Below are 14629 nucleotides of genomic sequence, written 5' to 3' on the forward strand. Positions count from 1 at the left end.
AAGATATCTTGGAGCTATTTGCTAGCTCGTTTTCGTTGTTGTTAGCTTAACCGAAGTTATCTAACTTAGAATTTTTTGGTTGGTTTCAACATTGTTGAAACCCGCACTCTGGCTATGTTCATTTCGTTAGAAATGATTACCTTACATTGTTCAGTTTTCAAAGATCTGCTATCAAACAAAACTTGCAATCTCTGCATATTTTGTTTGCATTTTCTTCGCCATCATCGCTGACGGTTTTTACATTGTAACATCATCACTACATTCTGTCAACAACTTTTTACAAGTTTTTGACGAATTTGAAATAAATCAGTTACAACTGACAACACATTTCAATACCTCAGAATTTAATTGCATCCTATTGCAGTGAAAGTGTCTTTGCCTTCACCCTCTGGCTACCTCATAATTAGTACCCTCAAGTGACGACTTGACTATCTTACCAAAGTAGTCCATAAACGTCAAGCCCTTTTTTCAATTTTTCACAAAAAAGATGTGATGTTATTAATAACATCACATCTATACTAAATTATTACTTAAAATCTAAACTTTAAAAGTGATTTTGATTTAATTTTTGAGATAATTATTAAAACCCTAATAAAACCAATAGAATTCTAAGATAATTGCCAAAATAGAATTCTAAAAAAATTACCAAATTTCAAAAAGAATTACTAGCTATTCTAATTAGCTTTTTCATATACTAATTGAATTAAGGTCAATGTCATTTCATAGGACTTATAAAATGACTCCACTGGCAAAAACTCATATTTAGAATGGAAATTATGAGCACCTGTAAAATAATTTGGTGTTAAGATGCCTTTTGTTGAAATAAAAGATCCATCTGTGCCACCACGCATAGCAATTGTTTTCGATGTAATTCCTAGCCGTTCCATAGCCTCATAGACATAATCAATCGCTTTTTTATTATCGTCTGTTATAGCATCAGCAATATTACCATAGGTATCACTTAATTCACACGTAACCATGGCTCTCGGATATTGCGCTTGAAGTTTCGCTACATTTTCTTTAATCAATTCTTTCTTTGCTTCATATTTCACTTTGTCATGATCTCTAATATTCAGTGAAACTATCGCCGTTGACTGATTAGATTGCACCCCTTGGCACCAAATATACCCTTCTTTACCTTCTGTGCATTCTGGAGTTTCTTCGCGATTAAACATATTAATAAAGTCTACCGCCACTAATGTAGGATTCACCAATACCCCTTTAGCACTCATAGGATGTGCACTAACCCCTTGAATCGTTACCGTACCACTGCCAGCATTGAACGTTTCATAAACTACTTCACCTAGTTCACAAGAGTCAATCGTATATGCAAAATCTACAGGGAATTTTGTATAATCCATATTTTTTGAGCCAAATAAGCCTACTTCTTCATCTGGCACAAAGGCTACATAAATGTCACCATGATAACGTGATGTATCATCTACCAAGGTATGTAAAGCTGTCATAATATTAGCAATTGCCGATTTATTATCAGCGCCTAACACACTTGTTCCATCTGAAACGATAATATCCTGTCCCTCATAAGCTGCTAATTCTGGATGTTCAGCTCGTTTCATCGTAATAGAAGCTAACTCATTTAGTATAATGTCGCCCCCATCATAATTGTGAACAATATGTGGATGTACTTCTGGTGATAAACTCACATCTACAGTGTCTACATGAGCACAAAAACCAACAGCTGGCACAGTGCCAGTAAAGTTATCCGGCAAATGAGCTGGTAAACGCCCCGTTAAAACAGCTTTATCACTGATATGTAAATCAACTAAACCAAGGGCATCACATTCTTCACGCAAAAGATGAATCATATCCCATTGACTGTCTGTACTTGGTACCTGTACACCTCCATTTGATTTACTCTGTGAAGGCACCTGCACATATTTCAAAAAACGTTCTACTAATTCCTCTCGTTTCACCAACATTAGGAAACCTCCTTAAAACATTTGACGTGGATATACATAATCAGCTTGGAAACCAAGTGGAATGTTTAACCACCAGAAAATATATAATACTATTGTTAGAGCAATTAATAAGGCAATCGTATGTGGCAACATCAAACTACTTAATGTGCCTACACCGGTTTTTTTGTAATATTTTTGACAATAAATAATGATTAACGGATAGAATGCAAACATAGGTGTGCATACGTTAACTGCAGAGTCACTAATTCTAAATGCAGCTTGCGTTAATTCAGGCGCAATACCAACTGACATAAGCATAGGCACAAAAATCGGTGCCAAAATAGACCATTTAGCAGAAGCTGAAGTAATTAATAAATTGAGCAAACCTACAAACACGATAATGCCAAAAACCGTCACTTGTGGTGGTAATGCCAATGATTTTAGGAATTCAGCCCCAGCAATCGCAATTAAAGCACCCAAATTGGAAGCGCCAAACGCATACATAAATTGAGCCGCAAAGAAGTAGAATACAATTAATTGTACTAAAGTATGAGTTATTTCTTCCATAGATTTAGTAAAGTCTTTGGAACTCTTGAAATTACCACTAATAATCCCATACACAATGCCTGGAATGGCACTTAAAAGAAAAATAACTGCTACAATCGATTGCATAATAGGCGCTTTAAAACTTGCAATATTGCCATCTGGATCACGAAGCAAAGAATCAGCTGGCATTAAGGCTAACACTAAGCCAACTAGCATTAATAAGAGGACAACTGATGCAATATAAAATGCTCTATTTTCTTTGGCTGTTATTGGTTTCATTGCATCTTCGGATACATCTAAATCAGCATCCAAAGGACAAGCTTTGCGACACCATGGCTCTGTAATTTTCTCTGTAACCCACCAACAAACAAAAATAACCGGTACTGTAGCAACTACAGAAAAGAAGTAGTTACAAAGTACATTCACTTCATAAGACGGGTCTATTAATTGCGCTGCCATTTGTGTGAAACCTTGAATAACTGGATCAATTGCAGATGGTGTATAGTTAGCTGCAAAGGCACCTGCAATCCCTGCAAATGAAGCCGCTACCCCTGCTAACGGATGCTTCCCTGATGCATAAAATAAATAAGCGGCAATAGGAATAATAATCATATAACCACTATCTGGAGCCAAATGACTAAGCATACCAACAATAATAACTATTGGCGTTAATAAAAATTTAGGCGTAATTACCAAAATCTTCTTTAAACCAGTATTAATATAACCAGATCCTTGAGCAATCCCAATCCCTAAAGTAGCTACAATAACCATACTCAATGGTGGGAACCCTGCAAAATTACCAACCATTTTTGTCATCAATGTTACCAACGACTCTGCGGATAACATATTAGTGACCATAATTTCTTTTCCAGTAGTTGGATGAATATAGCCAAAGTGCATAGTTGAGAAAAACGCTGATGTTACACAAGTAATAACAAAAGCGCCAATAAATAGCATTGTAATATCGGGAATTTTATTCCCCATCCGTTCTAGCCATCCTAAAAATCCACCAACCGGTTGTACATCATTTATATTCGGTTGATTTGATTGCTGATTAGCCATACAAGCACCCCTTTCTTACCCATATATGAATGCCATTAGCGTTGAATTCTATTAGCATTGCTACTATTTGTAATAACTACTAGATTATCCACACAAACTAGAGCCACCTCCCTTTTAGGATTTAACCTATCTATTAGTATTACTACCATACTATCAATCCGTCTATATTATGTCAATTGACAGTATACATTTGTTTTTAATATATACTGTATACAAAAAAACACGCCAAGAATTTTATCTTAGCGTGTTAACTTATAAGCCTTTACATATCTTGTTTATAAAAACGTTTCACATAAAAGTGATAAATAAAGAGTCCTGCAATAGCGATACAGGCATTAATTTGGTACATCATGGCAAAACCAACCCAACCAATGACCAAACTTAAAATAGCAGATCCCAAACCTACACCAATATCAAGAGATAAGAAATACGTTGCATTAGCGGCCCCTGCCCGTTCAGAAGCTGCCGCTTGCACTCCTAGTGTTTGAAATGCAGGACTAATTGCACCATAGCCTAAACCAATAATAGGTGCCGAAGCAATAATCCACCAAGGAGACGTTGCCAAACTTAATATAATAATCCCAATAAAATATAGGATAAATCCAGGATAAATAAGCTTATTCGCTCCTAATTGGTCAAAAGCTCTGCCTACCCAAGGGCGCGTAACAACAATAGTAACAGCAAATAGCACAAAGAATATACTAGCCATTGTGCCTTGTCCCATTTCAGTCATCATAATAGGTACAAATACTAAAACACCAGAGTAACTAAAGCTAATAAATACACCAATGATAGCCCAAGGCAAAGTATTTCTTTCAAAGAAACGATCAAAATTCCACGGTCTTTTTTTAGCTAGCCGTGGTAAAGCTAACTCTTCATTCAACCGCTTACGATTAGCTGCATAAAAGCCTAAAAAAGCAGATATGCTCAAAAATATAAAAAATGCATCCGTTCCCCATAAGTCTAATATAGTTAAACCTAAGAAAGGACCAATAACCATGGCTACATTGACAAAGACGGAAAAATAGCCAATCCCTTCTCCCTTGCGATGTTTAGGTAAGACTAATACAGCAACCGCAGCTACCGCCGTCGTACCTATGGCAAAAATCATACCGTGTAACAAACGCAATAGAAAAATTAAATCCATAGAAGTAGTAAAATTAAAAGCAATCATAATAAGCAAAAATATGCCTGTTGTTAAAAACAATACCTTTCGCTTATCAAAGCCATCTATAATTTCACCGGCAAATGGTCTACACAAAATAGTACCAATTTGAAAATATGTCATAGCTAAGCCCGCTTGAAACGCAGTTCCCCCATAAACTGCTGTAATAATTAATGGCAAGCCTGCAATTAGTACATACTGACTCATATAAAATAAACAGCTACTAAGTCCACAGCCCAAAAACTCAGCGCTCCAAATTTTATTCGCTTTTTCAGAGTGAGCCAATGCCATATTCTGTTCTTCCATATCTCTCTCCTTTCTGAAAACGTAAAACACAGTAGCCAAAAGGCCACTGTGTTTTCAAATGTCAAAACTCAATTTAGTCTATTAACAACAGACTTGCGTAATAAAGAATTAACTAACGATACTAAGCTTTAACTGCATTACGAATATCTTTTTTATTACGACTTTTCCAAATAGCCCAAATCGAAGTAGCTACACAAATAGAAGAATAAGCACCGCTAACGAAACCTACAATCATACAAAGGGCAAAGTTCTTCGTTGTATCGCCACCGAAGAAGTACAAGGAGCAACATGCAAATAATACAGTTGATAAAGTGTAACAACTACGATGAATACTTTGAGCAATACTTGCATTTGCTAAGTCAGCAAAAGTATCAGACCGTTTGTGAGTATGCGTGTTTTCACGAATACGGTCAAAAATAACAACAGATTCATTCATAGAATAACCGATTACAGTAAGTATCGCAGCCAAGAATGAGGCGTCAATTTCTAACTGGAAGAAGGAAAATACACCTAATACCATAATCAAATCATGAAAGATAGCTGCCAACGAAGAAAAGGCTATACGATATTCAAAACGATAAGAAATATAAGCCGCTAATACCAAGAACGAAATGGCCAAGTTAATCAACGCATGTTCAGTAACTTCAGAGCCAATAACAGCCCCTACCGATTCCACACGTTTAACTTCATTAGGACCTACATTTTTATTTAAGCTATTAACAATAGCCGCACTTTCATTAGCATCAAGGTTACGTGTACGAATGATAACATCATCCCCTTCAGTGGCAGAGCTTTCTCCAGACAACTGAATAATGGCATTTTCTAAACCGAATTGTTTCAAATCTTCACGCACTTGAGACACTTGTACTGGTTGTTCAAACCGAACTTCTACAATCGTACCACCAGTATAATCAATGCCCCAGTTAAAACCTTTTACAAAGATAGATGCTAAACTAGCAATCACTAAGATTGAAGACAAAATAAACCACCAACGGTGATGTTTAATAACATCAAAACGCATTATTTTTTGCCTCCTTTCTTATATAATTCCATAGTAGCTGTAGGCGATACATTGGCACCATACCAGAATGGATGGTTCGTTAAATTACATTCAATGAGCATCCGTAATAAGTATCGGCTTACAAAAACAGCGGTAATCATACTAATTAATACACCTAGGCCCAAAGTAACCGCGAAGCCACGCACAGAACCAGATCCAAGCACAAATAGGATGGCTGCCGTAATCATAACGGATACGTTAGCATCTACGATAGTTGCAAAGGCGCGGCGGAAACCAGATTCCATAGACATACGCAAGGTTTTCCCCACTTGTACCTCTTCTTTAAAACGTTCAAAGATAAGGATATTCGCATCTACCGCAACCCCCATAGAAAGAATAATACCGGCAATACCTGGCAATGTTAAAGTAGCCTCTAAGAAATGCAACACTGCAAGTAACGCTAATACATAGATTAACAGTGCCATCGTCGCCACAAAACCAGACACACGATATAGTACAAGCATAAAAGCTACAATTAAGCCAATCCCTACAGCAAAGGCTGTAACCGATTTATCTTTAGAGTCCTGACCTAATGTTGGACCCACAGTACGAACTTCCAATACATTTACTTTCACTGGCAATGCCCCTGAACGAAGCAAAATAGCTAAGTTCTTAGCATCATCTAAAGTCTGACTACCAGTAATAACTGCTTTACCTCCCGTAATTGGTTCATTAACTACAGGATTAGTCAACTGTTCGCCATCTAAATAAATACCAATATGACGGCCTACATTAGCAGTTGTCAAATCACCAAACTTCTTGGCCCCTTCGTCAGTAAATTCAATACCAACCATAAACTGTTTATTCTGGCCAATTTGTTCTTTAGCATCTTTTAAATCATTACCAGTTAGATGAACAACACCATTTTCATCTTTAAATTCCATAACCGCTGTTTTACCAATAGTTTTAATCGCTTGGTCAGGATCTTTAACCCCTGGTAATTCAATAATAATACGTTTTTTACCTTCACGCTGAATTAAAGGTTCAGCTAAGCCCATTTCATTAATACGGCGTTCGAGAATCTGACGAGCTCTATCTACCGCATCATCTGTTACTTTGTTCTCCCCTGCATCTTCTGCTTCAAGAACAATATGCGTACCACCTTGTAAATCAAGACCTTGTTTAATTGATTGAGCTAATGGCCCAATGAAATAAATAAACGCAGCCACAATAATGGCAATGGCCGCAAGAAATTTTGCCAGCGCCTTACCGTTCAAAATATGCCCCCTCCTTAATTTTACACATCTAAAAGATTGTTAATTTAAGTAACCCTTTTACAATATAAATTACTTAAATTGTAAACTCTGTTTGTCTGTAATCAACGCACCTAACCGTTTGTCATGAACATCCATGGGAATTGATTCCGACACAACTTGTGTGTCCCAAGCAACACCCACACAACGTTCAGCCGATACATCAGCTAAAAAGCGATCATAATAACCAGCTCCCATGCCCATGCGGCCACCAGCTACATCAAAAGCTACGCCAGGTACTAAAATCAAGTCTAAGTCTGTAGGTGCTATACATTCATATGGTTCTGCTGGAATCCGAATTCGTAAAACACCTAGTGTAATAGCCTCTAAACTTTTTAGTTCTGCTGCTATCATCTCTGTTTTACTAACACAAACAGGTACATATACTTTCTTACCTGCTGCTAAGGCCTTTTCAATTAACCTATCTAAATTAGCTTCTTTGGGCATCGCTAAATACGCCATGATTGTATGAGCCTTTTTATAGGCCTCACTGGCCATAATACGTTCGCAAAGGGCTTGGCCTCGCTCGTTGCATTCACCCTCAGACATGGCTTGGCGCCTTGCTTTAAAAGCAAGGCGCATCGTTTGCTTATCCATATTATTTGTCATCTTTGCCTAGCACATGTGCTACGCTAGAACGAGCCACTTTAATTTCAACTTTTTCAGCAATTTGAAGCATAATTACTTCATCAGACAAAGAATTGATAGTGCCATAAATGCCACCAATCGTTACGATTTTTTGACCTTTTTTCAAGCTATTTAAAAGTTCATTACGAGCTTTTTGCTGTTTTTTCTGTGGACGATACAAAAGGAAATAAAAAATTACCACCATTAACAAAATCGGCCAGCCAGCTTGAAACAATTGTTCTAAATCTGCCACTTTGAGTCACCTCCAAAACACATCTATCTATATCTTTCAACGTCGTAAGCTCTTACTTTTTATAACCAGCCCAGAATTCATCTCTAAATGCTGGGAAGCGATCTTCTAAAATAGCAGCACGCATTTGACGCATGAAATTCAACAAGAAATATAAATTATGATACGAAACTAAACGGAATGCTAAAATTTCTTCCGCCTTATATAAATGACGAATATACGCTCTTGAGTAATTGCGACAAGCATAACACTGACAACCTTCTTCGATAGGCCCCCAGTCATGGGCATATGTAGCATTTTTAATAGTTACACGACCATTATGTGTCATGGCCATACCATTACGTGCCACACGCGTAGGAAATACGCAATCAAACATATCCACGCCACGAGCCACGCCTTCGACTAAACAGTCAGCAGTACCTACCCCCATTAAATAACGGGCCTTATTAGTAGGTAATAACGGTGTAGTATGCTCTAAAATATCATACATTATATCATGAGGTTCACCAACAGATAAACCACCAATACTATAACCATCAAAGTCCATTGCTACTAATTCTTTAGCACTACGAGTACGTAAATCTTTATACATACCACCTTGGACAATGCCAAACATACCTTGAGTCGCTGATGTATGAGCTTCACGACAACGCTCAGCCCAACGAGTCGTCCGTGCAGTTGATCGGTCAGCATAAGCATAATCAGCAGGATACGGAATGCATTCATCAAAAGCCATGGCAATGTCAGCACCTAATTGCTCTTGTACTTTCGTGGCGATTTCAGGAGAAAGAAACTTCTTCGAGCCATCAATATGAGAGCGAAAAGCCACACCCTCTTCTGTAATTTTACGCAAATCACCTAAACTAAATACTTGAAAGCCACCACTATCGGTTAAGATACCACCATCCCAATTCATGAAACGATGTAACCCGCCAGCTTCTTCAACTAGTTCTGGGCCAGGACGTAAAAACAAATGATACGTATTACTCAAAATAATTTGAGCACCCATCTCTTTTAATTCCTCAGGTGACATTGTTTTCACCGTAGCCTGTGTTCCTACGGGCATAAACATAGGAGTCTTAAATGTACCATGAGGTGTATGTAGAAGTCCCGCTCGTGCACCTGTATGGGGACATTCTTTTTGCAATTCATAGGTAATAACCAAGCGTATCCTCCTATCTAATTATAGCTAACTGTAACCTATCAAGTAACTATTATAACACAATTTATTACTCATACCTAGATTTTTTCACAATCACAGTCCCTTAAATACCTAGCTAAATGTATTGTAAAATCTGGATACTAACAACTTAAAGTGTCAAGGCCTATAAAGGTATCTCCGAAGTTAAAGTAACACTTCGATTAGCGTATAAACATAGCATCGCCAAAGCTAAAGAAGCGATATCGTTCCTTAACAGCTTCTTCATAGGCCACTAAACAATGTTCTCGGCCAGCTAACGCACTAATAAGCATCAACAAGGTAGACTGTGGTAAATGGAAGTTCGTTATAAGCGCATCTACCATCTTATATTCGTATCCAGGATAAATAAAGATTTGTGTCCAATCATGACCCGCTTGTAAAACCCCATCTTTCGTAGCAGACTCTAATGTTCGCACAGATGTAGTTCCAACAGCAATAATTCGCTTACCCGCTTGACGCGCTTCATTAATAAGTTGAGCCGTTTCAGCAGTGACTACATAATATTCACTATGCATTTCATGATTTTCAATCGTTTCGACTGATACAGGACGGAATGTACCTAAGCCAACATGCAGGGTTACAAAAGCCAAGGTCACTCCTTTAGCTTTAATTCGTTCTAATAATTCAGGCGTAAAATGTAAACCCGCTGTAGGGGCTGCGGCTGATCCTTTTTCTCGAGCATACACCGTCTGGTAACGGTCTTTATCCTCTAACTTTTCATGAATATATGGTGGCAATGGCATTTCACCAATATCTTGAATAATGTCGTCGAATACACCTTGTGTTTCAAATTGAATAATTCGGCCACCAAAACTTGTTTTGTCCACTACAGTCCCTGTTAATCGGTCATCAAAAACCAACTCTTGGCCAATAGGACATTTCTTACCTGGTTTTACCAAACACTCCCATTTATTGTCACCACAAGGAGTCAATAAGAGCACTTCTACTTTGCCGCCACTCCCTTTGCGATGCCCATACAAACGAGCTGGAATTACCTTAGTATCATTAAACACCAATACATCATTATCAGATAATTCGTCAACAATATCATAAAAATGTGGTGTATGCCCAATTTCCCCAGTCACTTTATTCAACGTCATAAGTCGAGACGTATCACGTGGCTCTACAGGATGTTGAGCAATTAGCTCTTCTGGTAATTCATAATCAAAATCTGTTACCTTCATGGTAAACGTTCCTTCTTTCTAATCCTTTAATATTTTATTCTAATATTCTTTTTCAACAGACACACCTGTATAATAATGTGTCAATATCTGCTTATAGTAATCCTTTCCTTTGCCGCCATCTTTAGCAGCCATAGCCGCAGCTCCCCATTGTGACATGCCTAACCCATGTCCCCAGCCGTAGCCACGAATTGATACCGTATCAGTTGCTTTTTTAAATGTATGATATGCTTTTGGATTTTTAAAACTATCCGCTGAGGTAGGCGTTTTAACATTTACATAAAAATCAAACAAAGTGGATTTAAGACCAAATATTTTCATAATGGTATCGCCACTCAAAGTAAGAGATTTTTTAGAGCCTACAAAAGTAGCTGTCAGTACTCGTCCCGATACGCCCCGATCAGCCTGTTTAATCGGGCGCTTACGCAAAGTGCTAAGCTTAATTTCTTTTAACGTCCCTACATCTTTGCCCGCCGCTTTTAATTTAGCTTCCATAGCAGACCGAGTGAGTTTAACTGTCCACGCCGAGCTATCACCATTTTGTGCATAATCTTTAACGCCCCGTAAGTAAGGAACTACACTGCCCCATACATTTTCACTATTTTCTGTATAACCGCCACCATCGGCATGGAACAAGGCTTCAATAAGCTGTCCCTTATATTTCATAACCATGCCTTTCGTGTCATCTACGGCTTTAGTCGTGCTGGCAAACTCAGCTGCTTGCCCATTATATACTTGATGATTTGTATTAGGCTGCACATCATAGGCTTTATTAACACTTTGCTTCATATTATATAACGCATAGGTCCGCGCTGCTACAGCTTGTGCTTTCAGTGCCTCTTGCGGCCAGCTTGGCACTACTTCAGCAGGAACAACACCATATAGATAATCCTCTAAGCCTACTTCATTAATGAGCATCATAGCCCCCGAAGAAGTTGGCACTACCTTAATAGCCCCTCGATACGGCTTACTATCGACTAACATAGTGCCTGGCGTATTTCCCTGCCAGGATTTAATATATATGCCACCCTCTACAGCTTTACCATTTACAGTAATCTTATTGTTTTTTACAGCCACCACAACAGCATCACCAGTCGTGGCTTTTGGCAAAGCTGTTTTATTTAAAGTATATACAGCCATTTTACCACTGCCTGCCGCAACCCAAGAGGTGGTACGGCTGCCTAACAGCACTCGAACTGGTGGCACACTGGCTTCCACACCTTCTGAAAAGGCAGGCACTTTTGAAACTTTAACAGTATGCTTAGTCTCACCCTGTCCTTTAGTTGAATCAGTGGTAGTTGACGTTTTAGTCGTCGTAACAGTTGTAGTCTTAGTCGTTGTAGCCGTCTTTTTATCCTTATTTGGCTTTGTCACTACCGTTGTCGTTGATTCGGTGGTCTTAGTCGGTGTTTTTATAGTCGTTGTAGTCGTGGAACTACTGCCACCTTCTTTAGTCACTATAATCATAGCCGCCTCAGCTACAAAACTACAAGTAAGAGCCGACGTTAAAACTGTAGCTACTAGCGCTTTTTGCCAAATCTTGCCTATCATAAAGCCCCCTTATCACGATTAGCATTAGGATTCGTAATTCCTAAATGATCATATGCTAATTGGGTAGCCATTCGCCCCCGATTCGTACGCACTAAAAAACCTAATTGCATTAAATACGGTTCATATACATCTTCAATTGTATCCCGTTCTTCACTAATGGAGGCAGCAATTGTGTCAATCCCTACAGGACCACCTTGAAATTTATCAATAATAGCCGTTAATACACGTCTATCAATACGATCTAAACCAATTTGATCAATGTCTAACCGTTCTAAAGCATCATCAGCAATTACATCGGTAATGACGCCATTTCCTAACACCTGCGCAACATCACGAACACGCTTTAACAAACGATTAGCAATTCGTGGAGTTCCCCGTGAACGTCGTGCTATTTCTGCAGCCCCAGTTTCTGTAATAGATGTATTAAGCACATCAGCAGCGCGCTTAACAATGAACTCTAACTCGTCTTGTTTATAGTATTCTAAATGACTAATAATGCCAAAACGATCACGCAAAGGCCCTGATAAAGCGCCTGCTTTCGTTGTCGCTCCTACCAAAGTAAAAGGTGGTAAATCAATACGCACGGAACGAGCACTAGGCCCCTTCCCCACGATGATATCAAGCGAATAATCTTCCATGGCTGAATACAATACTTCTTCTACTGTTCGCGATAAGCGATGAATCTCATCAATAAACAACACATCATGAGCCTGTAGATTAGTAAGTAATGCTGCTAAGTCACCAGCTCGTTCGATAGCTGGACCAGAAGTAATGCGAAAGTTAACACCCATTTCATTAGCAATAATACCAGCCAAGGTTGTTTTACCAAGACCCGGTGGTCCGTAAAGTAAAACATGGTCTAACGCTTCATTACGCTCTTTGGCAGCTTGAATATATACTTTTAAATTATTTTTTGCATCGGTTTGGCCAATATACTCTTGTAAATATCGTGGGCGTAAACTAAATTGCCAAGAGTCGCCAATTTGCTCCTCTTTGCCAACAATACGCATTTCACTATCAGCTACTCGTATTTCTTCTTTCATGGTTACCTACCTTTTCCCAATTCAGATAAAACTTGCCGCAACAAGGTGGATACATCTTGTTGTCCATCATCCAGTTGCGTTAAGATTTCCGTAAATTCGGACTCTTTATAACCCAACGAGAGCAATGCTTCAGCAACTTCACCAGCTACCCCGAGACGCGTAACAGTCGGTGAAATTGTAGCTGTAGCCGTACTACTAGGAGCCGTAGTAAACTTACCAATTTTATCTTTTAACTCTAACACTAAACGCTCCGCTGATTTTTTACCAATACCAGGCAATTTGGTAAGCGTTGTCAACTCACCATTCATAATAGCTACTTTAATTCCATCTACAGAGAGACCTGACAAAATTCCAAGACCTACTTTAGGACCAATACCAGAAACCGAAATCAATAGCATAAATAACTCATATTCATCTTGTGTCGCAAATCCATATAATTGAATGGCATCTTCACGAACACTCATATGCGTATATAATAAAACTTCGGCTCCTTCTACTAAAGTATCTCGCGTGCTGCCAGATATATATAAGCGATAGCCTACGCCATGAACATCAATAAAACAGGAGCCCGCAAAAATATGGCTCACTATACCTCGCACAAATCCAATCATGGATATGCCTCCTACTAATTAACAAATTTATATTACAATCTTAATTTATTATATGGGGTCTATATTATAATCTTATTTATTATTAGGCCCCACTCTTATCATATTTGAAGCGCTATCCTTATATTTGAATACGCTATTCTTATATTTGAATGCGGCGCCGTAAATCTTCACTATGTGAGCTATGTGCGGTACAGATAGCAATTGCCAAAGCATCCGCTGTATCATCAGGTTTGATTTTCTCTCGAATACCAAGCATATTCATAGTCATATAAATGACCTGTTCTTTGGTCGCCTTACCATAACCAACCACAGCCTGTTTGACTTGCAAAGGGGTATACTCATAAATAGGTATGCGCCGCTGATTAGCAGCCAATAAAATAACACCTCGAGCTTGTGCAACCGTAATAGCTGTTGTTACGTTGCGATTAAAGAATAATTTTTCTATGCCGAACTTATCTGGCTCATATTCTTCTAGTACATCACTTAAATCGTTAAACAATATTTCAAGGCGCATTGCATCGGTGTCTTGTGGAGTTGTTGTAATGGCACCATAAGCCACTGTTTTCAATCGACTTCCTTCTACATCAATGATGCCATAACCACAAATAGCAGTCCCTGGATCTATGCCTATAATACGCACGGTAAAACTCCTTTACTCTATCTAATACTATCATTTTATTATAGCATTTCTTACGCTATAGACCAAACAGAAATACGATTAAAATAGCCTATGTTTTGCACCCTATTGATATGCTTACACCGAGTACATAAAACACTATATGCTTTTTTCTTCATCAACATTTTAATATTTAGTACCTTGTATTATTTTATACCTTGTGTTATTATGTAGTTGT

13 protein-coding genes are annotated in these 14629 nt (G+C 38.3%); all 13 read right to left on the reverse strand.

Translation table 11 applies throughout. The features are described 5' to 3' along the window. Positions 1–674 precede the first annotated feature (674 nt). The 13 genes from pepT to ruvC all read right to left on the reverse strand — a co-directional run bounded on the left by pepT (position 675) and on the right by ruvC (position 14415). Entirely contained in the window at positions 675–1940 is a 1266-nt protein-coding gene (gene pepT, locus NFR27_RS09190) for a peptidase T (RefSeq protein ID WP_251455024.1), read from the reverse strand. Positions 1941–1952: 12 nt separating this feature from the next. After that, positions 1953–3527, reverse strand: a complete 1575-nt coding sequence (locus NFR27_RS09195) for an AbgT family transporter (RefSeq protein WP_251443293.1) — start codon at positions 3525–3527, stop codon at positions 1953–1955. A gap of 262 nt (positions 3528–3789) precedes the next feature. Next, positions 3790–4998, reverse strand: a complete 1209-nt coding sequence (locus tag NFR27_RS09200; RefSeq protein ID WP_251455027.1) for an MFS transporter — start codon at positions 4996–4998, stop codon at positions 3790–3792. Between the two features lie 121 nt (positions 4999–5119). Beyond that, the gene (gene secF, locus NFR27_RS09205) at positions 5120–6019 is read right to left on the reverse strand and encodes a protein translocase subunit SecF (RefSeq protein WP_251455030.1); all 900 of its coding nucleotides are present in this window, start codon (positions 6017–6019) and stop codon (positions 5120–5122) included. Then, positions 6019–7275, reverse strand: a complete 1257-nt coding sequence (secD, locus tag NFR27_RS09210; protein ID WP_251443296.1) for a protein translocase subunit SecD — start codon at positions 7273–7275, stop codon at positions 6019–6021. Before secD ends, secF begins: the two co-directional genes overlap by 1 nt. Positions 7276–7344: 69 nt before the next feature. Then, entirely contained in the window at positions 7345–7908 is a 564-nt protein-coding gene (locus NFR27_RS09215; RefSeq protein ID WP_251455040.1) for a 5-formyltetrahydrofolate cyclo-ligase, read from the reverse strand. A gap of 1 nt (position 7909) precedes the next feature. Continuing rightward, a complete protein-coding gene (yajC, locus tag NFR27_RS09220) occupies positions 7910–8191 on the reverse strand; it encodes a preprotein translocase subunit YajC (protein WP_251455049.1) in 282 nt (93 codons plus the stop codon). A 52-nt stretch (positions 8192–8243) separates the two neighbouring features. After that, positions 8244–9353 (reverse strand): tRNA guanosine(34) transglycosylase Tgt, encoded by a 1110-nt coding sequence (gene tgt / locus NFR27_RS09225; RefSeq protein WP_251443299.1) that lies wholly within the window; start codon positions 9351–9353, stop codon positions 8244–8246. Between the two features lie 197 nt (positions 9354–9550). Continuing rightward, entirely contained in the window at positions 9551–10573 is a 1023-nt protein-coding gene (gene queA, locus NFR27_RS09230) for a tRNA preQ1(34) S-adenosylmethionine ribosyltransferase-isomerase QueA (protein ID WP_251455052.1), read from the reverse strand. 39 nt (positions 10574–10612) lie between these two features. Continuing rightward, positions 10613–12121, reverse strand: coding sequence for a SpoIID/LytB domain-containing protein (locus tag NFR27_RS09235; RefSeq protein ID WP_251455055.1), 1509 nt, complete (start codon positions 12119–12121; stop codon positions 10613–10615). Then, the gene (gene ruvB / locus NFR27_RS09240; RefSeq protein WP_371875196.1) at positions 12118–13164 is read right to left on the reverse strand and encodes a Holliday junction branch migration DNA helicase RuvB; all 1047 of its coding nucleotides are present in this window, start codon (positions 13162–13164) and stop codon (positions 12118–12120) included. Before ruvB ends, NFR27_RS09235 begins: the two co-directional genes overlap by 4 nt. Before the next feature lie 2 nt (positions 13165–13166). Continuing rightward, positions 13167–13775 (reverse strand): Holliday junction branch migration protein RuvA, encoded by a 609-nt coding sequence (gene ruvA, locus NFR27_RS09245; protein ID WP_251455058.1) that lies wholly within the window; start codon positions 13773–13775, stop codon positions 13167–13169. A gap of 139 nt (positions 13776–13914) precedes the next feature. After that, positions 13915–14415 carry a crossover junction endodeoxyribonuclease RuvC gene (ruvC, locus tag NFR27_RS09250; RefSeq protein WP_251443310.1) on the reverse strand — a complete coding sequence of 167 codons (501 nt, stop codon included), beginning with the start codon at positions 14413–14415 and terminating at the stop codon, positions 13915–13917. Positions 14416–14629: the final 214 nt, after the last annotated feature.

The sequence above is a fragment of the Veillonella intestinalis genome, from assembly GCF_943192895.1.
Taxonomy (GTDB): Bacteria; Bacillota; Negativicutes; order Veillonellales; family Veillonellaceae; genus Veillonella_A; species Veillonella_A intestinalis.